Genomic DNA, 25,581 nt, shown 5'->3' with positions numbered 1-25,581 from the left:
ATTTCTCATCTAACTCCTTGTTTTATCTGGTGGCCCCTGTTGGGTTTGAACCAACGACCAAGCGATTATGAGTCGCCTGCTCTAACCACTGAGCTAAGGGGCCGTGGCGGTGGATTATAAAGTAACTCCGCGTTGCAATCCAGACATAAGCGTACGGATGCTGTTTTTATAAACAATGTATTTTCAGTCCGTTATACTTGTTCCTCTGATGTATTGATGGGAGTAATTATGGTTAAGGACATACTGGCGCCGGGGCTGCGGGTGGTGTTTTGCGGCATCAATCCGGGGTTGTCTTCCGCAGGTACAGGATTCCCCTTTGCACATCCCGCTAATCGCTTCTGGAAGGTCATCCATCAGGCGGGATTTACCGATCGCCAGCTCAAACCCGAAGAGGCACAACACTTGCTGGACTTCCGTTGCGGGGTGACTAAATTTGTCGACAGACCGACGGTGCAAGCCAATGAAGTGAAGCTACAGGAGATGCGCAACGGCGGCCGTAAGCTCATTGAGAAAATAGAGGAGTATCAGCCTGCCGCACTCGCAATCCTTGGGAAGCAGGCATTTGAGCAGGGCCTCAGCCAGCGTGGGGCGCAGTGGGGAAAACAAACGCTGACTATTGGCGCGACGCAAATATGGGTTTTGCCGAATCCCAGCGGGTTAAGTCGGATTACTCTGGATAAACTGGTGGAGGCGTATCGGGAAGTGAATGACGCCCTGGCCAGGCGGGGACTATAAAGAAAAACGCCACCTTGCGGTGGCGTTTATGCTTATGCGGCGAGATTAATCGTCGAGGAAGCTACGCAGCACTTCAGAGCGGCTCGGGTGGCGCAGTTTACGCAGCGCTTTCGCTTCGATCTGACGGATACGTTCGCGGGTAACGTCGAACTGTTTACCGACTTCTTCCAGCGTGTGGTCGGTATTCATATCGATACCGAAACGCATACGCAGAACTTTCGCTTCACGGGCGGTCAGGCCAGCCAGAACGTCGTGCGTTGCGGCACGCAGGCTCTCGGTGGTAGCAGAATCCAGCGGCAGCTCGAGGGTGGTATCCTCGATGAAATCACCCAGATGCGAATCTTCATCGTCGCCGATCGGCGTTTCCATGGAGATAGGCTCTTTAGCGATCTTCAGCACTTTACGGATCTTGTCTTCCGGCATCAGCATGCGTTCAGCCAGCTCTTCCGGCGTCGGCTCGCGGCCCATCTCTTGCAGCATCTGACGGGAGATACGGTTGAGCTTGTTGATGGTCTCAATCATATGTACCGGGATACGGATGGTACGTGCCTGATCCGCGATCGAGCGGGTGATCGCCTGACGGATCCACCAGGTTGCATAGGTAGAGAACTTGTAACCACGACGGTATTCAAACTTATCAACCGCTTTCATCAGACCGATGTTACCTTCCTGAATCAAATCCAGGAACTGCAGACCACGGTTGGTGTATTTCTTGGCGATAGAGATAACCAGACGTAAGTTCGCTTCAACCATCTCTTTTTTCGCACGGCGGGCTTTCGCTTCACCGATGGACATGCGACGGTTGATGTCTTTAACCTGCTCGATGGTCAGGCCGGTTTCTTCTTCAATCTGCTGCAGTTTCTGCAGTCCGCGGTGAACATCATCTGCCACGTCGTGCAGTTTTTCAGACCACGGTTTGTTCATCGCGATTGCCGCGTTGAACCAGGTTTCGCTGGTTTCGTTGCCAGTGAACAGGGTGATGAAGTTTTTCTTCGGCATTTTGCACTGCTCAACGCAGAGCTTCATGATCAGACGTTCCTGAGTACGCACGCGGTCCATCATGACGCGCATGCTGTTTACCAGGTAGTCGAACTGCTTCGGCACCAGGCGGAACTGTTTGAACACTTCAGACAGCTTCTGAATTTCTTCCTGCGCGGCAGCATGGCTGCGGCCTTTCGCTTTGATGGTGTCGCGAGTGATTTCGTACTGAGTACGCAGTTCACCGAATTTTTCACGCGCTAATTCAGGGTCGATGCTGTTGTCGTCATCGCTGCTGTCGTCGTCATCTTCTTCATCTTCGTCTGCATCGTCATCCATTTCTTCCTGAGAGAGCTCAGAACCGACGTGTGTCGCCGTTGGCGCCATGTCTTCTTCCGCGTTCGGATCGACAAAGCCGGTGATCAGATCGGAAAGACGCGCTTCTTCAGCTTCTACACGATCGTATTGCTCAAGCAGGTAGGTGATGGCTTCCGGGTATTCGGCAACGGAGCATTGAACCTGGTTAATCCCGTCTTCGATGCGTTTAGCGATGTCGATTTCGCCTTCACGGGTTAACAGTTCAACGGTACCCATTTCACGCATGTACATGCGGACCGGGTCAGTTGTACGACCGATTTCGGACTCAACGCTGGACAGAACCTGGGCAGCCGCTTCTTCCGCGTCTTCATCGGTGCTGTTGGAGGTTTCAGCAAGCAGCAGATCATCGGCATCAGGTGCTTCTTCCATCACCTGAATACCCATGTCATTGATCATTTGGATGATGTCTTCGATTTGATCTGAATCGACGATATCTTCCGGCAGATGGTCATTGACCTCGGCATAGGTCAGATAGCCTTGCTCCTTACCACGTTGGACAAGTAGCTTCAGCTGTGACTGCGGGTTTTGCTCCATAAGACGGTATCCACACTTAATTCGTTTGATTGGTGTTGGGCGGTAAAACCGCCAACGGCAAAACGAGGGCATACTTATATTTTGCCGCTGCCTCTCCGTGCGGCTGTCGGGGGCTTCCCGAGCGATATTCGGCAGTTAAGCCGTTAAATACTTTTGTCTTTCTGTTATTTCTTGGCCAGTTCCTGGTTCAGCGTCCAGAGTTCCCGGCGTTCTTCGCTGCTTAAACCGTGTGTGCGCTCACGAGCTATCAACTCTTCCTGGCGCAGCTCAAGCATCGAATCAAACATATGGTTGAGTGAGTCGGTGAAGGTTTTTTCTGCGATATCTTTATCTGCTATATCGTCCCACATCGACAGTTTTTCAAGGGTCGCAGCATCATTTGTGCCACGATAGTGTTCTAAAAGTTGTCCGGTGGTCAGACCTGGCTGAGCCAGACAAGTGTTGACCAGTTCTCTGAATAAGCCAAGTCCAGGCAGTTTATTGCTATCCAGTGCGCCTAACGGCGGAACCAGCGGGGCGAGACCCGGGTTCTGTACCAGCAACCCTATAAGTATACGCATGGTCGTACGTTTTAGCTGTGGAACAGGGCGGGAAGCCCCATTTTCTGCCAGTTTTGGCATTAAACGTTCAAGCTGGCTGTCATCAAGAATGCCGAGCTTGTTTCCCAACTCCTGTCGCAGATAAATGCGCAACGTTTCGCCTGGTACCTGAGTAATCAGCGGTAATGCCAGCGTGCTGAGCTGTGCGCGTCCGTCCGGGGTACTCAAATCCACCTGTGGCATCAGGCTGTTAAATAAAAACGCGGAGAGTGGCAGCGCCTGCTCCATCCGGGCTTCAAAGGCCTCCTTCCCTTCTTTACGCACCAGCGTATCGGGGTCTTCGCCGTCAGGTAAAAACATAAAGCGTAGCTGGCGTCCGTCTGTCATATAGGGCAGTGCGGTTTCCAGCGCGCGCCATGCTGCGTCGCGTCCGGCACGGTCACCGTCGTAACAGCAAATTACGTTGTTCGTCGCGCGGAACAACAACTGGATGTGATCGGCGGTGGTTGACGTCCCAAGGGATGCCACAGCGTAGTTAATGCCGTATTGCGCCAGCGCCACCACATCCATATAGCCTTCTACCACTAACAGGCGCTGCGGATCGGCGTTATCCTGCTGGGCTTCATAAAGGCCATACAGCTGGCGACCTTTATGGAAAATATCGGTTTCCGGGGAGTTGAGATACTTCGGCAGGGCATCGCCCAGCACGCGTCCACCAAAACCAATGACTCGACCACGTTTGTCGCGGATGGGGAACATCACCCGTTCGCGGAAGCGATCGTAACTGCGTCCCTGATCGTTGGTGACCAACATTCCCGCATCGACCAGCGATTTACGATTCTCAGCATTGCCGCCAAACCGTTTCAGGACGTTGTCCCAGCCGGGGGGCGCAAAACCAATAGCAAAACGGGTGATCACGTCGCTACTTAATCCTCGCTTTTCCAGGTACTGGCGCGCGGGGGTAGCGGCGGGTTGCATCAAAGACTGTTGATAAAAAGTGTTCAGGCCGTCCATCAATTGATAAAGGCTTTGCCGTTGATGGCGCTCTATCTGACTAGGGCCACTGCCTGCTTCATAGGGCACTTCAAGGTTGTGCATTGCGGCCAGTTCTTCGACGGTTTCCACAAACTCGAGCTTGTCGTAGTTCATGAGAAAGTCGACGGCGTTGCCATGTGCGCCACACCCAAAGCAGTGATAAAACTGTTTCTCACCGTTTACGGTGAAAGAGGGGGTTTTTTCGTTATGGAACGGACAGCACGCGTGATAATTTTTGCCCTGCTTCTTCAGCTTTACCCGCGCGTCGATGAGATCGACAATGTCGGTTCTTGCCAGCAGGTCATTTATAAATACGCGTGGAATTCGTCCAGCCATATGCCCCGTTTATTTTTTTATGACTTATATACACAAAATCATTCAAGATGCTTCAAGACGGCAAGGGAGCGAATCCTCAGGAGCGTACATCAGTACGTGACTGGAGGGAACGACTGCAGCCAACGCAGAGGCAGCTTGAATGATGACGCGTATAAACGAAAACAAGCCGCGCATTCCTTCCGGAAGCACGGCCTTACAACTACAACTCTGTCTGAATTGAGAGCCTTGGCTCTCAATGGATTAGTACAGACGAGTACGGCGTGCGTTTTCGCGAGCCAGTTTCTTCGCGTGACGTTTCACAGCAGAAGCTTTAGCGCGCTTACGTTCAGTAGTCGGTTTTTCATAGAACTCACGACGACGAACTTCCGCCAGAACACCTGCTTTTTCGCATGAACGCTTGAAGCGACGCAGTGCTACGTCGAACGGCTCGTTTTCACGTACTTTAATTACCGGCATGTAACTCTCACCTTTATAAATTCGGTTTGCCGCTGGCATCAACGCCAGCTTATTTCAAAATGGTGCGGAATTTTACTGCAATTGCTGCTGCTTTGTAAAGCACCGACGCGATTTTGAAAGGGACTTTTATAAGGATAAGGAGTATACACGAGCGGAACTCCTGGGGCGAACAAAGTTTTACATCAACCCGCATTGGTCCTACACTGCGCGGTAATAGAGCGAGGTAAAACAAGTCATGCGTGTACTGGGTATTGAAACATCCTGCGATGAAACCGGCATCGCCATTTACGACGATGAAAAAGGTCTTTTAGCCAACCAATTGTATAGTCAGGTGAAATTACACGCTGACTACGGCGGCGTAGTGCCAGAACTGGCCTCGCGCGATCACGTACGTAAAACCGTACCGCTGATCCAGGCCGCGCTGAAAGAAGCGGGACTGACGGCAAAAGAGATTGATGCGGTGGCGTATACCGCAGGTCCTGGTCTGGTTGGCGCGCTGCTGGTCGGCGCAACCGTAGGACGTTCGCTGGCGTTCGCCTGGGGCGTACCGGCAATTCCTGTACACCATATGGAAGGGCATCTGCTGGCGCCGATGCTGGAAGATAATCCCCCTGCTTTCCCGTTCGTTGCGCTGCTGGTTTCCGGCGGTCACACGCAACTGATCAGCGTCACCGGTATTGGGCAGTATGAATTGCTGGGTGAATCGATAGATGATGCTGCTGGTGAAGCGTTCGATAAAACGGCCAAGCTGCTGGGGCTGGATTATCCTGGCGGCCCAATGCTGTCAAAGCTTGCATCGCAAGGCGTTGAAAAACGCTTTGTCTTCCCGCGCCCGATGACCGACCGTCCGGGTCTGGATTTCAGCTTCTCCGGCCTGAAAACTTTCGCCGCGAATACCATTCGTAATAACGAAAATGACGATCAGACGCGTGCAGATATCGCCCGTGCGTTTGAAGATGCTGTGGTTGATACGCTGATGATCAAGTGTAAACGCGCGCTGGATCAAACCGGTTTTAAACGTCTGGTGATGGCGGGGGGCGTGAGCGCTAACCGTACGCTGCGTGCAAAACTGGCCGAGATGATGCAAAAGCGTCGTGGCGAAGTGTTTTACGCGCGTCCGGAATTTTGCACCGATAACGGGGCGATGATCGCCTACGCGGGCATGGTGCGTTTTAAAGCGGGTGCAACGGCGGATCTTGGCGTGACCGTGCGTCCTCGCTGGCCGCTGGCGGAATTACCGGCGGCATAAGCACATAATATTGTAGGCCCGGTAAGCGTAGCGCCACCGGGCAATACTCTACTCCCGCAGCATCCCTTTCTCTTCCAGAAACGCGATAATTTTTTCCAGACCCTCTCCGGATTTTAAATTACTAAACGTCCACGGACGCTCGCCGCGCATGCGTAGGGTATCGCGCTCCATCACCTCCAGCGAGGCGCCCACGTAAGGGGCCAGATCGGTTTTATTGATCACCAGAAAATCAGATTTGGTGATCCCCGGGCCACCCTTACGCGGGATCTTCTCACCTTCGGCAACGTCGATCACATAGATTGTCAGATCCGCTAATTCCGGGCTGAAGGTGGCGCTCAGGTTATCGCCGCCGCTTTCCACAAAAATCAGATCCAGATTGCCGAATTTCTCGCTCAGCGCCTCAACGGCGGCCAGATTCATCGACGCATCTTCACGGATAGCGGTGTGCGGGCAACCGCCGGTTTCCACGCCGACGATCCTGTCTGGCTCCAGTGCGCCTGCTTCGGTGAGAATGCGCTGATCTTCTTTGGTATAGATATCGTTGGTTACCACCGCCAGTTGATAGCTGCTGCGCATGGATTTGCATAACGCTTCCAGCAGCGCCGTTTTGCCGGAGCCAACCGGGCCGCCAACGCCCACGCGCAGGGGATGCTTGTTGTTACTCATTTTTTCTCCTCAGGAGCGGAATAATCGGGAATATTGGGTTTCATGCCGGGCAGATGCGATGGCCGCCAACGGGGTTGCGGAGCCGAGGCTGGCGTCAGGACACGCCAGCGCCTGTGCCAGACCTTGCGCATACCGATTGCAGAGCGCAATGATCAAACGCTGGGCCGCCTGCTGCCCAAATGGAACCAGTTTGACGCCAGCCATCACTGCGCTCTCAATCCAGCTGTAGCCGAGGCTTAATGCCAGCTCCGTCAGGGGGATTTTCCAGCGCACGCCCAGCCAGGCCATACCGCAGAGTTGGCTGTCGACAAAGAGCGCGCGCCACTCCCGCGAGCAATCTGCTTCCCAGTCGGTGACCAGCCGAGTAAACGCCGCGCCCCGACTGTGTTCTTCATCCCGTAGTTCGCGGGTTTCCCGACAGGCCAACAGGTAAGCGCTCCAGCGGCGTGCTGCAGCGAGATCGTCCTGCTCGCAGGCGCGATACAGTCTCGCCAGTAGCGGTAGGTCGACGGTAAAGAAGTTCTGCTCCATCTGCTGGATTTGCCAGTCAGAGAAGTCATCGGCGCTTTTCACCCAGCCGATTTCAACCGCCCACTCCAGACCCTGGGACCAGGTAAACGACCCCACCGGGAGAGCGCTGCTGGCGAGCTGCATCAGACGCAGCTGTTGGATGTTATGCATCAGTGCGCATGGGCGTGATGATGCCCGTGTGATTCACTGGCATAAGCGCCTGCTTCCGGTTCAAACGGTAGTTGAGCAAACGTCACCTCCAGGCTGAACTGGCGCAACATGGCGTCCAGCACATGATCGTGATGGTAGCGCAACTCATCCGGCAGAATTTGCAGCGGAACGTGGCGATTGCCGAGGTGATAACAGGCTTTGGCGAGCAGGAAAGGATCGGCGCAGCGCACCACGGAAACCGACTCCGGCGCGGCGATCACTTCGATCACCTCGCTGCCATCTTCGGTGGTCAGCAGATCACCACTGCGTAACAGCAAACCGCGCGGAAGCATTAGCCCGGCTTCGCGACCGTCGTTCAGCGTCACTCTGGCACGGCTTTTTACTCGCATATCAATGGGTAGCGTGACGCTTGCGGTGACGCGGTGGGCGTGGTCAAGGCGTAGGGTCAGGTAGATCATCGTCACTCCTCAAAACAGGAAATAGCGTTGCGCCATCGGCAAAACGTCTGCCGGTTCGCTGGTGATTAGTTCGCCATCAATGCGCACCTCATAAGTCTGAGCATCGACGGTAATATTGGGTTGCAGGCCGTTGTGGATCATGTCGGCCTTTTTCACCGTCCGACAGCCTTTGACGACGGCGATGGCGCTTTGCAAATTGAGCTGCTGCGGGATGTTTTGCGCGTTAGCGGCCTGCGAAATAAAGGTCAGCCGAGTACGATGCCGCGCCGCGCCAAGTGCGCCGAACATCATGCGGTAATGCACCGGCTGCGGGGTGGGGATCGAGGCGTTGATATCGCCCATCGGCGCACAGGCGATCATCCCGCCCTTTACGATCGTCGCTGGTTTTACGCCAAAAAAGGCTGGGGACCACAGCACCAGATCGGCCAGCTTGCCAGGCTCAACGGAGCCAACTTCGTGGGCGATGCCGTGGGTTAGAGCCGGGTTGATGGTGTATTTGGCGACGTAGCGTTTAACGCGCTGGTTGTCGTTGTCGCCTGTTTCTTCTGCCAGCGGACCACGCTGAACCTTCATGCGGTGCGCCACCTGCCAGGTGCGCAGGATCACTTCGCCCACGCGCCCCATCGCCTGTGAATCGGACGAGGTCAGGGAAAACGCGCCAATGTCATGCAGCACATCTTCGGCAGCGATCGTTTCCCGGCGAATGCGTGATTCGGCAAAGGCCACGTCTTCGGCTATATCCGGATCGAGGTGGTGGCAAACCATCAGCATGTCGAGATGCTCGTCGATGGTGTTGACGGTATAGGGCAGCGTCGGGTTAGTGGAGGAGGGCAGAATATTCGGATGCGCGCAGGCGGTGATGATATCTGGCGCATGGCCGCCGCCCGCGCCTTCGGTGTGGAAGGTATGAATGGTGCGATCGCCAATCGCCGCCAGCGTATCTTCAACGAAACCGGACTCATTGAGCGTATCGCTGTGCAGCGCCACCTGGATATCCATCTCCTCTGCCACTTCCAGGGAACAGTTGATGGTGGCTGGCGTGGCGCCCCAATCTTCATGGATTTTCAGGCCAATGGCGCCCGCGGTGATTTGCTCGCGCAGGGCGTCAGGGTTTGAGCCGTTGCCTTTACCCAGCAAACCGATGTTAACCGGCAAGGCGTCTGCCGCCTGCAGCATGCGCGCGATGTACCACGGACCCGGCGTGCAGGTGGTGGCGTTAGTTCCTTCTGCCGGGCCGGTACCGCCGCCGATCATCGTCGTTACGCCGGAAACCAGCGCCTCCTGTGCCTGCTGTGGACAGATCCAGTGAATATGCGTATCCACGCCGCCCGCGGTGACGATCTTGCCTTCCCCGGCGATGACTTCAGTTCCCACGCCTATCGGGATCGTGACGTCGGGCTGAATATCAGGATTACCCGCTTTGCCGATGGCGAAGATCCTGGCGTCCTTGATGCCGATATCCGCTTTCACGATCCCCCAGTGATCGACGATCAGCGCGTTGGTTATCACCAGATCCACACACGCTTGCGCGCGCATTTGTCCCTGACCCATGCCGTCGCGGATCACTTTCCCGCCGCCGAATTTGACCTCTTCGCCGTAGGTGGTGAAGTCTTTTTCCACCTCAATCCACAGGTCGGTATCCGCCAGACGTACCTTATCGCCGGTGGTTGGGCCAAACATGTCGGCGTACGCCTGCCGTGAAATTTCACTCATCATTTGCCTCCAGCGCGCCCATCACTTCGCTGCGAAAACCCACGATCCTTTGTGCGCCAGCGACGCGCACCAGTTCGACTTCGCGTTTTTGTCCCGGCTCAAAACGTACCGCTGTGCCCGCAGGAATGTTTAGACGAAAGCCGCGTGCAGCCCGCCTGTCAAAGCGCAGCGCCGGGTTCACCTCGGAAAAGTGATAGTGCGATCCCACCTGGATGGGTCTGTCGCCATGATTTTCCACCACGATCGTACAGGTTTCCCGCCCCTGATTGAGCGCGATATTGCCTTTGGCTATCTGATATTCACCAGGGATCATTGCCGCTCCTTAAACGATCGGGTTGTGGACGGTGACCAGCTTTGATCCGTCCGGAAACGTCGCTTCAACCTGAATATCTGGGATCATCTCCGGAACGCCTTCCATCACCTGATCGCGGCGCAGGACGTGACGCCCGTCTTCCATCAGCGAGGCCACGGTTTGACCATCGCGTGCCCCTTCCATGATGAAAGCGCTAATTAGCGCCACCGATTCCGGATAGTTCAGCTTCAGCCCGCGGGCCAGGCGACGTTCTGCCACCAGCGCGGCGGTAAACAGCAACAGCTTGTCTTTTTCTCTGGGGGTCAGTTCCATACGGGGTCTCTTAGGTTTGCCAGATTCGCGGTAGTACGGGCGGTTTGTGTGTCAAAAGCGGGCGCAGAAATTGCCAGATGTTACGCATAACGCGCTGAACAATCAGGTTGTCGTCGGCAAGAAAGCGGATCGTCAGCAGTGAGTCGTTAAGCGTTGCCCCGGCGTAATCGCCAAGCGGCGTCAGCCGCTCGCGCGTGCCTTCCAGCATGTTTTCAGTGGCCGGATAACACAGCAACGTGCCGACCCAGGGATGGTGCGCGACGCCGCTCAGCTCCCCCTTCTGCAACTGCAAGCGCTCTATCAGCAGCGGCTGCCCATTTCGCCACACTTCCAGACGGTTTTGCAGCGTGCCGTGGCTGAAGGACTCCTGCATAACCGGTCGCCCGAGGCACAGCAGATCCCAGGCCAGCAGTCGACTCTCCGACGCGATGTGAAAGACGGACTGGATAGTGGCGTTGGCGCCAGGAAAGAGGATCGTATCCTGGGGGAGCCACTCCAGCGTGGCGTGCGGCGCGAGCGTGAAATGTTGGCGCAGCAACGCCTGCGGCCCACCGCTGCGATAAAACTTTCCCGCGCCGGGCTGGGTGATTAACGCATGACTGTTTTCGTTGAGAGTTACGGCAATGTGTAGTTCATCCCCGCCGACGATCCCCGCGGGTGGATGAAGCAAATAGAGGTGGCAGACGTCCTCTTCCGGGTAAAACGGACGCTGAACCGTCAATGGACCATGATGACGCGCCGAGGCGAGCACCGTGTTGTGCCCAGTGCGGGTGAAATGCAAATCCAGTTCGGCCTGCCAGCCCCGTGTGAGTGTCTCGTGCGCAACCGTGTCCAGAGCGTTTCCCTTATCAGCATGAGGGTGTTTGCATACAAAAAAGTATGCCTCAGCACATCGGGAAATCGATCATATGAGAAGCTTATGGATGAAGGGGCGACAATATGCCGCCCCAATGGGGTTTTACAGTAAAACGAGGGGCATCCAGACCAGACCGGTAATCACCAGCAGCACAAGGAAAATCAGGCCAAAAATAGCACCGAGTCGCCAGTAATCTACCGTCGGCAAATAGCCGCTGCCGTAGTAGATAGGGCTAGGACCGGTGGCATACGGGGTCAGAATGCTGCCGAGACCAATGGCTGCGCCGACCATCAGGCAGAAGACCGGGAGTGGGATTTCCGGCATCGCCAGCGCGGCGGCAATCATCATCGGTGCCAGGGCGGAGGTATACGCCGTGGCGCTGGCAAAGAAGTAGCGCAGCAGATAGAACACCACAATGAGCGCCACCATCACCATCATCGGCGAATAGCCGCTCAACCCGTTTGCCAGCAGCTTGCCGAACCAGGTAATAAAACCGGTGTTATTGAGCCCGGTCGCCAGCGTTATCAGCGAGGCCAGCCAGAAAAAGACGTTCCACGCGGCTTTATTACTGACGATGTCATCCCAGCTAATGATGCGCAGTACCAGCATCAACGCCACTACGCTGTATCCGACCATCGCAGCGTCAATGTAATCGCCGCCGAAGATCCACAGCACCAGTGCGCCGACCATCAGCACCAACATCTTTTTCTCGCGTGTGCAGAGCGGTCCCATTGCTTTTAGCTCTGTATCCGCCCAGCGCGGAACCTGATCGCCGGATTTCAGCACCGGTGGATACAACACGTACGCCAGCCAGGGCACAATCAGCACCAGTAAAATACTCAGCGGCAGCATGCCTAAGAACCAGTCGCCCCAGCTCAGCGCCGTGTGGGACGCGCCTTTCATCAGGCCGATTAACAGCAGGTTCGGCGCCATCGCCGTTAAGAAAATGGCGCTGGTGACGCAGTCGGCGACAATGCCCATCCACATAATGTACGAGCCAATGGAGCGAGAACTGGCGCTATTGGGCTGCGAGTTATACAGCGGCGGCAGGTTGCGGATAATCGGGTAGATTATTCCGGCCCCGCGCGCGGAGTTGGACGGCGTGACGGGAGCGAGGATAAGTTCAGAGAACATCACCGCATAGCCGAGAAACAGCGTCCGGTGCCCCATCTTTTTCACCAGCATCAGCGCGATACGTCGACCGAGCCCGGTTTTCTCATAGCCGGTACCAAACATAAAGGCCGCGAAGATAAGCCAGATTACCGAGTTTGAAAAACCTGATACCGCCCATGACAGCGATTTGGCGGTAAATTTAAAACCGTCCTGCGCGAGTTGCTCCGGGCTGAACAGCAGCCACGGTGAAAGGACGGCGATGATCGAAATGCCAATCATCGCCACCACCGCGCCCGGTACAGGTTCCAGAATAAGCCCCACAATCACACCGGTAAAAACGGCAAAATAGAGCCAGGTGTGGCTCTCAAGGCCGTTGGGGACGGGCAGTACAGCAATAATGGCGATGACCACCAGCGGAGCCAGGTATCGCCACCAACCAGCTAAAGGTGCCATTGTTGTATCCCTACGAAAAGGGAGAGGCGCAGCGCCTCTCCGGGAGGGTTATTTGATGTAGTGCACGTGCTCGCAGATTTCATCGACGATAGGATCGCGACGTTCAGCGAACAGCTTTTTGTTTTCGGCGATCAGGTTATTGCCGTGGGTATCGATGGAAACGATCAGCGGGCCGAACTCTTTAACCCGACATACCCACAGGGATTCCGGCATGCCAAGTTCGGTCCAGTGTACCTCTTCGATCTCTTCAACCTGGGTTGCCGCCACGACCGCACAACCTGCCGGGAAGATTACGTGCAGCGCTTTAAACTGCTTGCAGCCTGCTTCCGTTAGCGGTCCCATGCCGCCCTTGCCGACCACCAGTTTGACGCCCGTCTGCTCGATAAAGTCTTTCTCAAACGCTTCCATACGCATGCTGGTGGTTGGGCCAACGGAGACCATCTCCCATTTTTCACTGTTCTTACGTACGATGGGCCCCGCGTGGAAAATGGCTTTGCCGTTCAGGTCATAAGGAATCGGGCGCTTCAGTTCGATCAGGCGGCGGTGACACACGTCACGGCAGGTCACCAGCGTACCGGTCAGGTAGATGACATCGCCAACGCGAATGTCGGCCAGATCTTCGGCTTTGATCGGGGTTGTGAGGATCTTTTTCATAACGCGCTCCGGGTGTGAGACAGGTTTTCGAAGGAGAGGTCAGCATGAACCAACAGCGTGCCGCGACGGTGTGCCCAGCAGCCGGTAGAAACGGCAACGCCGATAGTCGACGGATGGCGTGCGGCGGATTCGATATGCACGCCCATCACCGAGCTATTCCCGGTCAACCCTTGCGGGCCAATGCCCAGACGGTTCAGCCCTTCTTCAAGACGCAGTTCCAGTTCGGCCGCTTTTGGATTCGGATGACGTGATCCGATAGGACGTAGTACTGCTTTACGAGAAAGGACGGCGGCGGTTTCCACGGAGGTGGCAATACCTACGCCCACCAGCACTGGCGGGCAAGCGTTGACTGCCAACGTGGAGATATTTTCGAAGACAAATTTCACCACGCCCTCGTAGCCTTCAGAAGGCATTAACACTTTCGAACGTCCCGGCAGCGTACAACCGCCGCCTGCCATGTAGACTTCGATTTCCGCGTCGTCGTTATCAGGGATGATGTCCCAGGTGACCCACGGCACACCGGTACCGGTATTTTTGCCGGTATTCACTTCGTCAAAAATCTCGACCGCGTTATGGCGCAGCGGCGCTTTTACCGTGGCGTCTTCAACGGCCTGTTTCAGGATGCTTTGCAGTTCGCCCAGCAGCGGAAAACGGGAGCCGACCTTCACAAAGAACATAATCTCGCCGGTGTCCTGACAGGCCGGACGGTTCAGGTCGATAGCTTTCTGCATGTTATCAAACATGGTGTGGTAGATGATTTTACCCATCGGCGAAGTTTCGCCTTCACGCAGCTGTTTTAATTTATCTACGACGTCGTCAGGCATGCGGGTCGAAATCATGGCGGTAAAATCGGCGACAATGTTTGTCAGCGTAGTTATCGCATTTTGGTTATTTTGATTGCTCATCTTGTTAACTCCAGTTCTTTTATTTATCTGGAAATAAATTCTCCGCCACAAACTACCACTAAAAATGTGGTTTTATATTATTTGCCACTGTGAATATCCAATTAACAGATCGTGAATGATGTTCAGATAAGCAATAAAAATTGCGCAAAGGCAGGGTTTAATACGCATGAGGGAATTACACTGCGGTTAACAACTTTACGGATATACCGATCATGCTGAACACGTATCCCCTCGCGAAAGACCTGCAGGTCCTGGTTGAAATTGTTCATAGCGGCAGTTTCAGTGCCGCCGCCGCGGCGCTGGGCCAAACGCCCGCGTTTGTGACGAAACGCATTCAGATCCTTGAGTCCACGCTGGGGACGACGCTGCTAAGCCGCTCCGCGCGCGGCGTGACACTCACGGAGAGTGGTCAACGTTGTTATGAACATGCGCAGGCTATTCTTGCGGGCTATCAGCATCTGGTCGATGACGTCACGCAACTCAAAACACGCCCGGCAGGGATGATTCGTATCGGCTGTAGCTTTGGCTTTGGGCGCAGTTATATTGCACCGGCTATTACCGAACTGATGCATAGCTATCCTGAATTACAGGTGCATTTTGAACTTTATGATCGGCAAATTGATTTGGCGCAGGATAATATCGATTTGGATATTCGTATTAATGACGAGATTCCGGATTATTATATTGCGCATTTGTTAACGAAAAATAGAAGAATATTATGTGCAGCGCCGACGTATTTACAAAAATATGGTGAGCCGACAACGCTGCAGGAATTAAGTCGTCATGATTGCCTGGTCACTAAAGAACGCGATATGACCCACGGGGTGTGGGAGCTGGATAACGGTCAGGAGAGAAAGTCGGTCAAGGTGGCGGGACATCTCTCCTCTAACAGCGGCGAGATTGTGTTGCAGTGGGCGCTACAGGGAAAAGGGATTATGCTGCGTTCCGAATGGGACCTGCAGCCGTTTCTGGCAAGCGGTGAACTGGTGCGCGTGCTGCCGGACTATGCGCAAAGCGCCAATATCTGGGCGGTTTATCAGGAGCCGCTGTATCGTAGCGTGAAGCTTCGGGTGTGCGTGGAGTTTCTGGCGACGTGGTGCCAGCACCGATTAGGCAAACCGGTAGAGGGGTATCACATTCCCCACGCCGGATAAGACGCTGTTGCGTCGCTATCCGACATTAAAATCACTCTGGGTCTCTTTCGCGTTTTTTCTTCAGCTTGGTCCAAATCTTTGGCTCCTGACGACGCCACAGACGCTGAATGTTGTCATGGTGGCGTAGCAGAATTAAGCACGACAGCATGGACACCGGGAAAGTGAACTGGGGATTGAACCACCAGACGTAAAAGGGGGCGATCAGCGCGCTGACGATAGCGCCTAATGATGAATAGCCGCTTAATAAGACGGTCAGCAGCCAGGTTCCGGCCATCACGCCGGTTAAATCCCAACCAATCGGCGCAATTGCGCCAAAGGCGGTGGCAACGCCTTTCCCACCTTTAAAGCCGAAGAAGACCGGCCAAATGTGACCCAGACAGGCGGCGATCGCGATCAATCCCAGCCAGAAGGGGCTAATGCCTAGCGCATAGGCACCCCAGACGGGTAACATACCTTTCAGGACGTCGAAAATCAGCACCGCGACGGCGGCTCCTTTGCCACCGATGCGCAATACGTTTGTCGCGCCCGGATTCCCAGATCCGCTGTCACGCGGGTCCGGTAATCCAGCAAGGCGGCATACCAGAATAGCACTGGAAATTGAGCCACAGAGGTACGCGAAGATAATCATTCCAGGCGCGATTGCACTCATAAGCTGTTCCGTTTTGAAAATGTCGTGTAAAACGCTACTTCTGTGGATAATACGCATATTTCGCCGGAAGTGGTATCCGGGTTAGCCAAAAAGCAGGCAGGTCGTGATGGATATTGTATTTATAGAGCAACTTTCTGTAATCACCACTATTGGTGTTTACGACTGGGAACAAACGATCGAACAACAGTTGGTGTTCGATATCGAAATGGCGTGGGATAACCGTAAATCGGCTAAAAGCGATGATGTGGCTGATTGCCTGAGCTATGCTGATATTGCTCAAACGGTTGTTAATCATGTGGAAGGCGGGCGCTTTGCGCTGGTCGAACGCGTGGCGGAAGAAGTGGCGGATCTGCTGCTTAGCCGTTTTAATTCTCCATGGGTGCGGATCAAACTCAGTAAACCTGGCGCGGTAGCCCGTGCGGCCAACGTCGGGGTTATCATTGAGCGTGGCAATAATCTGAAAGAAAATAATTAAATTAATAATATCTAAACCAAACGGGTATAAAAGGGTCTTTATGTCGGCTCGTTTTCGCCGTGGTTTATCTATCTAGAGGTTCATTAATGAGTGATATGCACTCGCTGCTGGTGGCGGCAATTTTGGGTGTGGTCGAAGGATTGACGGAGTTTTTACCCGTTTCCAGTACCGGCCATATGATTATTGTTGGTCACTTGTTGGGTTTTGAGGGTGACACCGCAAAAACATTTGAGGTGGTTATCCAGTTGGGCTCTATCCTGGCGGTCGTGGTGATGTTCTGGCGACGTCTGTTTGGCCTGATTGGCATTCACTTCGGTAAGGTCCCACATGAAGGCACTGGCAAAGGTCGGCTGACGCTGGGCCATATCCTGTTGGGGATGGTTCCTGCCGTCGTACTGGGACTGATTTTCCACGACATCATCAAATCTCTGTTTAACCCGATCAACGTCATGTATGCGCTGGTGGTAGGGGGCGTGCTGTTGATTGCCGCAGAATGCCTGAAGCCGAAAGAGCCGCGTGCGCCGGGTCTGGATGATATGACTTATCGCCAGGCGTTTATGATTGGCTGTTTCCAGTGTCTGGCGCTGTGGCCGGGTTTTTCTCGTTCAGGGGCGACGATTTCTGGCGGTATGCTGATGGGAGTAAGCCGTTACGCGGCCTCCGAATTCTCCTTCCTGCTGGCCGTGCCGATGATGATGGGCGCAACGGCGCTGGATCTCTACAAAAGCTGGACGTTCCTCAGCGCATCAGATATTCCGATGTTTGCAGTTGGTTTCGTGACGGCGTTTATCGTGGCATTGGTGGCGATCAAAACCTTCCTGCAGCTGATTAAGCGCATCTCGTTTATTCCGTTCGCGATTTACCGCTTTATTGTGGCGGCAGCCGTTTACGTCGTGTTCTTCTGATTTTACTAGCTTGCCGGATAGCGGCGTTAACGCTTATCCGGCAATGCTCTGTCTACGCTTTCGGGCAACGTTGTTCTTTCCAGGCGGCCACCGCCGCGATCCGACGCCGGGTCAGTTCCTCGCGAATAGCCTGACCTTTGAATCCCGCCTCAACGACGTCTTTCGTTGGTACCGCCTGCGCAACCTGCCAGGCTTCACGCAACAGCCTGCCTTGTGGATAATCCGCCGCCTCAAAACCGGTTCGCCCACGCACGTCGGCCTCGCTGGTCAGGGCGATTTGCTCCACGCGCTGCGGTTTGCGCCAGGCATCGATGGAATCAAACAGCTTAACGATGGTTTTCGGCTGCAGGATCGGGAAGGTATGAATGAGGTCGTGGAACTCGGCTACCAGTTTGGCTAAATCACGGATGTCATTCGGCACGCGCAGGCGTTGGCACAGTTGCTCGACCAGCTTCACGCCAGCCGGACCGTGACCGTGGTGGCGTGGCCACAGCGCTTTTGGCGTCAATGCCTTGCCAAGATCGTGGCACAGCGTGGCGAAACGCACGTCGACCTCCGGACTTAACATGGCCGCCATCGACAGCGTCATCAGCGTGTGAATACCGGTATCAATTTCCGGGTGCCATTGCGCGGGCGCGGGAACGCCAAACAGGGCATCTACTTCCGGAAACAGGACGTGCAGTGCGCCGCAGTCGCGCAGGACCTGAAAAAATACCTGTGGGTTACGGGTGGTTAAAGCACCTTCTGTTTCTTTCCACACCCGCTCTGGCGTCAGGTGCTCCAGTTCCCCTGCGGCGTTCATATCGCGCATCAGCGTCATGGTTTCTTCAGCGATACGAAAACCGAGGTGCGCATAGCGGGCAGCAAAGCGCGCCACGCGCAGCACGCGCAATGGATCTTCGCTAAAGGCGGGGGACACATGGCGTAGCAGACGGTTTTCCAGATCGTCGCGTCCGTTATACGGATCGATAATCTCGCCGTCGTCATCGCGGGCCATTGCGTTGATGGTCAGATCGCGACGCTGAAGATCAGCCTCCAGCGTCACATCCGGCGCGGCGTAACAGGTGAATCCGGTATACCCCGAGCCTGATTTGCGTTCGGTACGCGCCAGCGCATACTCTTCCCGGGTTTGCGGATGCAGAAACACGGGAAAATCGCGGCCTACCTGCTGGTAGCCCGCGTCGAGCATCTCTTGCGGCGTGGCGCCGACAACAACCCAATCTTTATCTTTAATCGGTAGCCCTAATAACGCATCCCGAACAGCACCACCGACCAGATAAATCTTCACGCCACTTTCCTTTTGAAATTATGATCCCTTAATCATATGTCAGTGCGGCGGAGAAGGCGATTCAGTTCATCCAGCGATCTTTGCGTTTACGGCTGGGGATCATGTGTGGCAGAACCAGGCCGAGCAACAAACCAAGACCTAGCACGCCGCCGCCGTACATAAACCACTGCATGATGATGGTGCGCTGTTTGTCATCAAGCTGAAGGTTGGCTGCGCTGACCTTCTTTTGCGCCACGATAAGCTCGTTCCTCAGCTTCTGGTTTTCTTGTTTCAGCCCGTCGATTACGCTGTCGCTTTGCGACACTTTTTGCTGCATATCGGCGGTGCGCTGATTCCATGTGGTGTCGATATTATTGAGCTTATCGGTCAAGGTCTTGACCTGGTTTTCCAGATCGGGAACGCGGGTACGCAGGCTCGGCGTACTGTTCAGCTCTTTCAGTGGGATCCAGGCGGTACGTCCGGTGCTGTCTTTCACCTGGGCGTAGTTAGTGTTGGCATCGGTCTGTAATAGCGTGACTTCCTCGCCGGCGTTAACCGTACCCACGAGGCGATAATTATCTCCCGGACCGCTGCGGACCCAGGTGTTCAGTTCGTCAGAAACATAGCGCTTTTCTTCGGCATGAGAGACTGCAGTGGCGCTAAGTGCGAGTAAAGTTAATCCAATCAGGCGTAATTTTGGCATCAGGCTGTCGTTATTGTCATAGAAAGTGGAACGATAGTAGTGGCATCAGTGTCTCTACGCAAAGCATTCGACATCAATCGGAATCATCTGTGTCCTTTTTGCCACCACTCGAAACTTTTACGCCCGTCAAATTGCTCGTTGCATGGCAATTTGGCGCAAAATACTATCTACTGACCATAAAGAACGAGCTTAGTTCGCAGTCAGTTTTCTCAACTGTGACATAACCCATAAGTACAAGACCATGGCCCAGGAAATCGAATTAAAATTTATCGTCAATAGTGACGCTGTAGATGCGCTACGTGAACGTCTGAATACGCTGGGGGGAGAGCATCATGCGCCCAGCCAGTTGCTGAATATCTACTACGAAACGCCGGATGCGTGGCTGCGTGGTCACGATATGGGGCTGCGTATTCGCGGTGAGAACGGTCATTACGAAATGACCATGAAAATTGCCGGACGAGTGACGGGTGGCCTGCATCAGCGGCCGGAGTTTAACGTTGCGCTAAACGCGCCAGAGTTGGATCTCTCCCTGTTTCCAACGGAAGTCTGGCCTGATGGCAAACTGCCCGCTGAACTTGCCTCTCAGGTACAGCCGCTCTTCAGCACCGATTTTTACCGTGAGAAATGGCACCTTGATATCGACGGTAGCCGCATTGAAATGGCCCTCGATCTCGGGGAAGTGAAAGCGGGCGAGTTGGCTGAACCTATCTGTGAGCTTGAACTGGAGCTGTTAAGCGGCGATACCCGTGCGGTATTGAAGCTGGCAAACCAGCTGGTATCGCAAACCGGTTTACGCCAGGGCAGCCTGAGTAAAGCGGCGCGCGGCTATCATCTGGCTCAGGGGAATGCACCGCGTGAACTCAAACCGACGCGCATTTTGAAGGTTCCGGCAAAAGCGAGTATTGAGCAAGGGTTGGAAGCGGCGCTGGAGCTGGCATTATCACAGTGGCAGTACCATGAAGAGCTGTGGGTGCGCGGCGTCAAAGGGGCGAAAGCCGAGGTGCTGGCTGCGATGGCCCTGGTGCGTCACATTCTGATGCTGTTTGGCGGTAATGTGCCGCGAAAAGCGAGTGCTCACTTACGTGATTTGCTGACCCAGTCGGAAGCGATCATTGCGTCTGACGTTTCTGCCGTTTCCGCGGTTTACAGCACGCAAACGGCGATGGCCAAGCTGGCGCTGACCGAATGGCTGGTGACCAAAGGGTGGCAGCCGTTCCTTGATGCGAAGGCGCAGGGTAAAATAGCCGACTCCTTTAAGCGTTTCTCGGATACCCATCTCTCGCGCCATGCCGCTGAACTGAAAACAGCTTTTGCTCAGCCGCTGGGCGATCAGTACGCCGATCAACTTCCGCGCCTGACGCGCAATATTGATAGCATGCTGATGCTGGCGGGATACTACGACGAAAAGGTCGCATCGGAATGGATCGCCACCTGGCAGGGTTTACGTCACGCCATTGCGGCTAACCAATACATTGAAATTGAACACTTCCGCAACGAGGCGATTGCTTTGGAACCGTTCTGGCTGCACAGCGGAAAACGATAATCAGGGTGAGGCCGGGATGCCTGATGGCGCTGCGCTTATCAGGCCTACGCGATGGGCGGAAGCGTCATGCAGGCTGGGTAAGGCAACATGCCGCTGCCCGGTACTATTCAAAGGATAATCCATAAATGAAGCAGCTCTCTTCACCGTTACAGCAGTACTGGCCGACCGTTGTTGAGCGGCTGCCAGCAGCAATATCTGAGTCCTCGCTTAGCATTCAGGCGAAGTCAGTGCTTACATTCAGTGATTTTTTTCGCGACAGCATTATTGCCCATCCCGAATGGCTGGTCGAACTGGAAAGCACGCCACCCGGGGCGGATGAATGGCAACACTATGCTGATTGGTTACAGCAAGCATTGGTCGACGTTAGCGACGAAAACACGCTGATGCGTGAGCTGCGCCTGTTTCGCCGTCGCATCATGGTGCGTATCGCCTGGGCGCAGACGCTGTCGCTGGTGACGGAAGAGAGTATCTTGCAGCAGCTAAGCCATTTGGCTGAAACGTTGATCGTCGCCGCGCGTGACTGGTTATACGCCGCCTGCTGTCGTGAATGGGGTATGCCCTGTAATCCACAAGGTGTTGCGCAACCGCTGCTGATTTTAGGCATGGGGAAACTGGGCGGCGGCGAACTGAATTTTTCCTCTGATATCGATCTGATTTTTGCCTGGCCGGAGCACGGTAGTACGCAGGGCGGACGTCGCGAGCTGGATAACGCGCAGTTCTTTACCCGTATGGGCCAGCGGCTCATCAAAGTGCTGGATCAACCCACAATGGATGGATTTGTCTATCGGGTGGATATGCGTTTACGCCCGTTTGGCGACAGCGGCCCGCTGGTGCTGAGCTTCTCCGCGCTGGAGGATTATTACCAGGAACAAGGGCGCGACTGGGAACGCTATGCGATGGTCAAGGCCCGCATTATGGGCGATTGCGACGGTACTTACGTCAGTGAGCTTCGCGCTATGCTGCGGCCTTTTGTCTTCCGCCGCTATATTGATTTCAGCGTGATCCAGTCTCTGCGTAACATGAAAGGAATGATTGCCCGCGAAGTGCGCCGCCGTGGTCTGAAAGACAACATTAAGTTGGGCGCGGGCGGTATTCGTGAAATCGAATTTATCGTGCAGGTATTCCAGCTTATTCGCGGTGGGCGCGAGCCGTCATTGCAATCCCGCTCGCTGTTACCCACGCTCAGCGCCATCAATGCGTTGCACCTGCTGTCAGATACCGACGCGGAACAACTGCGCGCAGCCTATCTCTATTTACGTCGTCTGGAGAACCTGCTGCAAAGTATCAATGATGAGCAGACCCAGACGTTGCCAGGCGATGAACTGAACCGCGCGCGGCTGGCGTGGGGGATGAACGTCGATGACTGGCAGCAGCTAACCGATGTGCTGGCCAGTCATATGGACAACGTGCGCCGGGTGTTTAACGAGTTGATTGGCGATGACGAAGCAGAAACCCAGGAAGAGTCGCTCTCAGAACAGTGGCGTGAACTGTGGCAGGACGCATTACAGGAAGATGACACCACGCTGGTGCTGACGCATCTGGCGGATGACGATCGCCGGCGCGTGCTGTCTCTGATTGCCGATTTTCGCAAAGAGCTGGATAAACGCACCATTGGCCCACGCGGACGCCAGGTGCTGGATCACTTAATGCCGCATCTGCTGAGCGATGTCTGTTCGCGTGACGACGCCTCAGTCCCGCTGTCGCGCATCACACCGCTGCTGGTAGGCATAGTGACCCGTACGACCTATCTTGAGCTGCTGAGCGAATTCCCCGGAGCGCTTAAGCATCTGATTTCGTTATGTGCCGACTCGCCGATGATCGCCAGCCAGCTGGCGCGGTATCCGCTGTTGCTCGATGAACTGCTGGATCCGAACACCTTGTATCAACCCACCGCGACGGATGCCTACCGTGATGAACTGCGCCAGTATTTGCTGCGCGTACCGGAAGATGACGAAGAGCAGCAGTTGGAAGCGCTGCGTCAGTTTAAGCAAACGCAGTTGCTGCGCATTGCCGCGGCAGATATCGCTGGTACGCTGCCGGTGATGAAGGTGAGCGACCACTTAACCTGGCTGGCGGAAGCTATTATTGATGCGGTAGTCCAGCAGGCATGGATGCAGATGGTCGCTCGCTACGGGCAACCCACTCATCTTGACGAGCGTGAGGGGCGCGGTTTTGCCGTCGTCGGGTATGGCAAACTGGGCGGCTGGGAGCTGGGCTACAGTTCGGATCTTGATTTGATCTTCCTGCATGACTGTCCTATGGATGTGATGACGGATGGTGAGCGTGAGATTGACGGGCGACAGTTCTATCTGCGTCTGTCGCAGCGCATTATGCACCTTTTCAGCACCCGCACCTCATCCGGTATTTTGTATGAAGTGGATGCGCGGCTGCGTCCTTCCGGCGCGGCGGGAATGCTGGTGACATCAACCGAGGCTTTCGCTGATTACCAGCGCAACGAAGCCTGGACGTGGGAGCATCAAGCGCTGGTGCGCGCTCGAGTGGTGTACGGCGACCCACGGTTGACCTCTCAGTTTGATGCGATTCGTCGCGATATCATGACCCTCGTCCGCGATGCGAAAACCTTGCAGACCGATGTGCGCGAAATGCGTGAGAAAATGCGTGCCCATTTGGGCAATAAGCATCGCGATCGTTTTGATATCAAAGCGGATGAAGGCGGCATCACCGACATTGAGTTTATTACGCAATACCTGGTGCTGCACTATGCGCATGAAAAACCGAAGCTGACGCGCTGGTCGGATAACGTGCGCATTCTGGAGTTACTGGCGCAAAACGACATTATGGATGAGCAGGAAGCGCTGGCGCTTACCCGTGCTTATACGACGTTGCGCGATGAACTTCATCATCTTGCATTGCAGGAACTTCCGGGCCATGTGGCGCCGGAGCACTTCGACGCTGAACGTACGCTGGTGCGTGACAGCTGGCAGAAGTGGCTGGTTGCCGAGTGAAGTGTGCTATTATCGCGCGCAAATTTTAAGACCCTCAGAGAATCTCTCAGGAGACAGGAATGAAAGTAACGCTGCCAGAGTTTGAACGTGCAGGAGTCATGGTTGTCGGTGATGTGATGCTAGATCGCTACTGGTACGGTCCTACCAGCCGTATTTCACCTGAAGCGCCGGTTCCGGTGGTGAAGGTTGATACCATTGAAGAACGTCCCGGTGGCGCAGCAAACGTGGCGATGAACATTGCCTCTCTGGGAGCGAATTCGCGTCTGGTCGGCCTGACTGGGATTGACGACGCGGCGCGTGCGCTGAGCAAAACGCTGGCGGATGTGAACGTAAAATGTGACTTCGTTTCTGTGCCAACTCATCCGACGATCACCAAACTGCGCGTGCTTTCCCGCAACCAGCAACTGATTCGCCTGGATTTCGAAGAAGGTTTTGAAGGCGTGGATCCGCAGCCACTGCATGAGCGTATTAACCAGGCTCTGGGCTCCATTGGCGCTTTGGTGCTCTCCGATTACGCCAAAGGCGCACTGGCAAGCGTGCAGCAGATGATTGCTCTGGCGCGTAAGGCTGGGGTGCCGGTGCTTATCGATCCGAAAGGGACCGATTTTGAACGCTATCGTGGCGCAACGCTGCTGACGCCGAATTTGTCTGAATTTGAAGCGGTGGCCGGTAAGTGCAAAAGCGAAGATGAACTGGTTGAGCGCGGCATGAAAGTGATTGCAGATTTCGACCTTTCCGCGCTGCTGATCACGCGTTCCGAACAGGGTATGACGCTGCTGCAACCGGGCAAATCGCCACTGCATATGCCGACGCAGGCGCAGGAAGTGTATGACGTGACGGGGGCGGGCGATACGGTGATCGGCGTGCTGGCAGCGACGCTGGCGGCGGGGAACACTCTGGAAGAGGCGTGCTATTTTGCTAATGCCGCAGCGGGTGTTGTCGTCGGTAAACTGGGGACTTCCACCGTTTCCCCGATTGAACTGGAAAACGCCGTGCGCGGTCGGGCCGACACTGGCTTTGGCGTGATGAGCGAGTCTGAGCTGAAACAGGCCGTAGCCAGCGCCCGCAAGCGCGGTGAGAAAGTGGTGATGACCAACGGCGTGTTCGACATCCTGCATGCGGGCCACGTTTCCTATCTGGCGAATGCGCGCAAGCTGGGCGATCGTCTGATCGTGGCGGTAAACAGCGATGCTTCGACCAAACGTCTGAAAGGCGAAACGCGTCCGGTCAACCCGCTGGAACAGCGCATGATCGTGCTGGGCGCGCTGGAAGCCGTCGACTGGGTGGTCTCTTTTGAAGAAGACACACCACAGCGTCTGATTGCCGGGATCCTGCCGGATCTGCTGGTAAAAGGCGGCGACTATAAGCCGGAAGATATTGCCGGCAGCAAAGAAGTGTGGGCGAACGGCGGTGAAGTGCTGGTGCTGAACTTTGAAGATGGCTGCTCAACGACCAATATCATTAAGAAGATCCAAAAAGACAGCGATAAATAACAAATGCTGGAAACGTATCGAACTTTTGGATTCGATACGTTTCTTGCTATTGATGCTGCGGT

Annotated in this window: 24 protein-coding genes and 1 tRNA gene; 8 read left to right on the top strand and 17 right to left on the bottom strand. The window is 55.0% G+C overall.

Annotated features, from left to right (window positions below; genetic code table 11):
* Nucleotides 1-27 precede the first annotated feature (27 nt).
* A tRNA-Ile gene (locus HV334_RS21030) sits at nucleotides 28-103 on the bottom strand.
* A 125-nt stretch (nucleotides 104-228) separates the two neighbouring features.
* On the opposite strand from HV334_RS21030, the gene mug reads away from it, so the two are divergent.
* Nucleotides 229-735: a G/U mismatch-specific DNA glycosylase gene (mug, locus tag HV334_RS21025; protein ID WP_103767095.1), complete on the top strand. Its 507-nt coding sequence runs from the start codon at nucleotides 229-231 to the stop codon at nucleotides 733-735.
* A 45-nt stretch (nucleotides 736-780) separates the two neighbouring features.
* Here the strand turns inward: mug and rpoD are convergent, their stop codons facing one another.
* The 3 genes from rpoD to rpsU all read right to left on the bottom strand — a co-directional run bounded on the left by rpoD (nucleotide 781) and on the right by rpsU (nucleotide 4,991).
* The gene (gene rpoD / locus HV334_RS21020) at nucleotides 781-2,625 is read right to left on the bottom strand and encodes an RNA polymerase sigma factor RpoD (RefSeq protein WP_016154549.1); all 1,845 of its coding nucleotides are present in this window, start codon (nucleotides 2,623-2,625) and stop codon (nucleotides 781-783) included.
* A 164-nt stretch (nucleotides 2,626-2,789) separates the two neighbouring features.
* On the bottom strand, nucleotides 2,790-4,535 hold the full coding sequence (gene dnaG / locus HV334_RS21015) for a DNA primase (RefSeq protein ID WP_019077713.1): 1,746 nt from the start codon (nucleotides 4,533-4,535) through the stop codon (nucleotides 2,790-2,792).
* Nucleotides 4,536-4,775: 240 nt separating this feature from the next.
* Entirely contained in the window at nucleotides 4,776-4,991 is a 216-nt protein-coding gene (gene rpsU, locus HV334_RS21010; protein WP_001144069.1) for a 30S ribosomal protein S21, read from the bottom strand.
* 235 nt (nucleotides 4,992-5,226) lie between these two features.
* Here rpsU and tsaD point away from each other — a divergent pair, with 235 nt between their 5' ends.
* Nucleotides 5,227-6,240 (top strand): tRNA (adenosine(37)-N6)-threonylcarbamoyltransferase complex transferase subunit TsaD, encoded by a 1,014-nt coding sequence (tsaD, locus tag HV334_RS21005; protein WP_003024694.1) that lies wholly within the window; start codon nucleotides 5,227-5,229, stop codon nucleotides 6,238-6,240.
* Between the two features lie 48 nt (nucleotides 6,241-6,288).
* Here tsaD and ureG read toward each other — a convergent pair whose 3' ends face one another.
* From ureG to ttdA, 10 genes are all read right to left on the bottom strand, one after another.
* Entirely contained in the window at nucleotides 6,289-6,906 is a 618-nt protein-coding gene (gene ureG / locus HV334_RS21000; protein WP_016154547.1) for an urease accessory protein UreG, read from the bottom strand.
* A gap of 9 nt (nucleotides 6,907-6,915) precedes the next feature.
* The gene (locus tag HV334_RS20995; protein WP_049283287.1) at nucleotides 6,916-7,587 is read right to left on the bottom strand and encodes an urease accessory protein UreF; all 672 of its coding nucleotides are present in this window, start codon (nucleotides 7,585-7,587) and stop codon (nucleotides 6,916-6,918) included.
* Nucleotides 7,587-8,045 carry an urease accessory protein UreE gene (gene ureE / locus HV334_RS20990; protein ID WP_049283286.1) on the bottom strand — a complete coding sequence of 153 codons (459 nt, stop codon included), beginning with the start codon at nucleotides 8,043-8,045 and terminating at the stop codon, nucleotides 7,587-7,589. Before ureE ends, HV334_RS20995 begins: the two co-directional genes overlap by 1 nt.
* 9 nt (nucleotides 8,046-8,054) lie before the next feature.
* A complete protein-coding gene (gene ureC, locus HV334_RS20985) occupies nucleotides 8,055-9,758 on the bottom strand; it encodes an urease subunit alpha (RefSeq protein WP_181221930.1) in 1,704 nt (567 codons plus the stop codon).
* On the bottom strand, nucleotides 9,751-10,071 hold the full coding sequence (locus HV334_RS20980) for an urease subunit beta (RefSeq protein WP_016154543.1): 321 nt from the start codon (nucleotides 10,069-10,071) through the stop codon (nucleotides 9,751-9,753). Before HV334_RS20980 ends, ureC begins: the two co-directional genes overlap by 8 nt.
* A gap of 9 nt (nucleotides 10,072-10,080) precedes the next feature.
* Entirely contained in the window at nucleotides 10,081-10,383 is a 303-nt protein-coding gene (locus HV334_RS20975; protein ID WP_016154542.1) for an urease subunit gamma, read from the bottom strand.
* Nucleotides 10,384-10,393: 10 nt separating this feature from the next.
* Nucleotides 10,394-11,218 carry an urease accessory protein UreD gene (locus HV334_RS20970; protein WP_219916544.1) on the bottom strand — a complete coding sequence of 275 codons (825 nt, stop codon included), beginning with the start codon at nucleotides 11,216-11,218 and terminating at the stop codon, nucleotides 10,394-10,396.
* A gap of 123 nt (nucleotides 11,219-11,341) precedes the next feature.
* A complete protein-coding gene (locus HV334_RS20965) occupies nucleotides 11,342-12,805 on the bottom strand; it encodes an anion permease (protein WP_181220860.1) in 1,464 nt (487 codons plus the stop codon).
* A 48-nt stretch (nucleotides 12,806-12,853) separates the two neighbouring features.
* Nucleotides 12,854-13,459 (bottom strand): L(+)-tartrate dehydratase subunit beta, encoded by a 606-nt coding sequence (gene ttdB / locus HV334_RS20960; RefSeq protein WP_047499219.1) that lies wholly within the window; start codon nucleotides 13,457-13,459, stop codon nucleotides 12,854-12,856.
* Complete coding sequence (gene ttdA, locus HV334_RS20955) at nucleotides 13,456-14,364, bottom strand: L(+)-tartrate dehydratase subunit alpha (RefSeq protein ID WP_016154538.1); 909 nt, start codon at nucleotides 14,362-14,364, stop codon at nucleotides 13,456-13,458. The genes ttdB and ttdA overlap by 4 nt, the downstream gene beginning before the upstream one ends.
* Nucleotides 14,365-14,576: 212 nt before the next feature.
* On the opposite strand from ttdA, the gene HV334_RS20950 reads away from it, so the two are divergent.
* Nucleotides 14,577-15,518, top strand: a complete 942-nt coding sequence (locus tag HV334_RS20950) for a LysR family transcriptional regulator (RefSeq protein ID WP_181220859.1) — start codon at nucleotides 14,577-14,579, stop codon at nucleotides 15,516-15,518.
* Between the two features lie 31 nt (nucleotides 15,519-15,549).
* Here the strand turns inward: HV334_RS20950 and plsY are convergent, their stop codons facing one another.
* The gene (gene plsY, locus HV334_RS20945) at nucleotides 15,550-16,167 is read right to left on the bottom strand and encodes a glycerol-3-phosphate 1-O-acyltransferase PlsY (protein WP_016154536.1); all 618 of its coding nucleotides are present in this window, start codon (nucleotides 16,165-16,167) and stop codon (nucleotides 15,550-15,552) included.
* A gap of 106 nt (nucleotides 16,168-16,273) precedes the next feature.
* Between plsY and folB the strand changes: the two genes are divergently transcribed.
* Together folB and bacA are read left to right on the top strand one after the other, a co-directional pair.
* Nucleotides 16,274-16,642: a bifunctional dihydroneopterin aldolase/7,8-dihydroneopterin epimerase gene (gene folB, locus HV334_RS20940; RefSeq protein WP_003828442.1), complete on the top strand. Its 369-nt coding sequence runs from the start codon at nucleotides 16,274-16,276 to the stop codon at nucleotides 16,640-16,642.
* 86 nt (nucleotides 16,643-16,728) lie between these two features.
* Nucleotides 16,729-17,547: an undecaprenyl-diphosphate phosphatase gene (gene bacA / locus HV334_RS20935; RefSeq protein ID WP_016154535.1), complete on the top strand. Its 819-nt coding sequence runs from the start codon at nucleotides 16,729-16,731 to the stop codon at nucleotides 17,545-17,547.
* Nucleotides 17,548-17,599: 52 nt separating this feature from the next.
* Here bacA and HV334_RS20930 read toward each other — a convergent pair whose 3' ends face one another.
* Both HV334_RS20930 and HV334_RS20925 read right to left on the bottom strand, forming a co-directional pair.
* On the bottom strand, nucleotides 17,600-18,835 hold the full coding sequence (locus HV334_RS20930) for a multifunctional CCA addition/repair protein (RefSeq protein WP_047414044.1): 1,236 nt from the start codon (nucleotides 18,833-18,835) through the stop codon (nucleotides 17,600-17,602).
* A gap of 61 nt (nucleotides 18,836-18,896) precedes the next feature.
* Nucleotides 18,897-19,517 carry a TIGR04211 family SH3 domain-containing protein gene (locus HV334_RS20925; protein ID WP_016154533.1) on the bottom strand — a complete coding sequence of 207 codons (621 nt, stop codon included), beginning with the start codon at nucleotides 19,515-19,517 and terminating at the stop codon, nucleotides 18,897-18,899.
* A gap of 241 nt (nucleotides 19,518-19,758) precedes the next feature.
* Between HV334_RS20925 and HV334_RS20920 the strand changes: the two genes are divergently transcribed.
* The 3 genes from HV334_RS20920 to hldE all read left to right on the top strand — a co-directional run bounded on the left by HV334_RS20920 (nucleotide 19,759) and on the right by hldE (nucleotide 25,519).
* On the top strand, nucleotides 19,759-21,060 hold the full coding sequence (locus tag HV334_RS20920; protein ID WP_181220858.1) for an inorganic triphosphatase: 1,302 nt from the start codon (nucleotides 19,759-19,761) through the stop codon (nucleotides 21,058-21,060).
* Between the two features lie 125 nt (nucleotides 21,061-21,185).
* Nucleotides 21,186-24,026, top strand: coding sequence for a bifunctional [glutamate--ammonia ligase]-adenylyl-L-tyrosine phosphorylase/[glutamate--ammonia-ligase] adenylyltransferase (gene glnE / locus HV334_RS20915; protein WP_181220857.1), 2,841 nt, complete (start codon nucleotides 21,186-21,188; stop codon nucleotides 24,024-24,026).
* A gap of 59 nt (nucleotides 24,027-24,085) precedes the next feature.
* Nucleotides 24,086-25,519, top strand: a complete 1,434-nt coding sequence (hldE, locus tag HV334_RS20910) for a bifunctional D-glycero-beta-D-manno-heptose-7-phosphate kinase/D-glycero-beta-D-manno-heptose 1-phosphate adenylyltransferase HldE (protein WP_016154530.1) — start codon at nucleotides 24,086-24,088, stop codon at nucleotides 25,517-25,519.
* The last annotated feature ends 62 nt before the right edge of the window (nucleotides 25,520-25,581 follow it).

Source organism: Citrobacter sp. RHBSTW-00944 (assembly GCF_013615435.1).
GTDB lineage: Bacteria > Pseudomonadota > Gammaproteobacteria > Enterobacterales > Enterobacteriaceae > Citrobacter > Citrobacter braakii.
The sequence above is the reverse complement of the archived record's forward strand: the minus strand, read 5'-3'. Positions and strand labels throughout refer to the sequence as shown.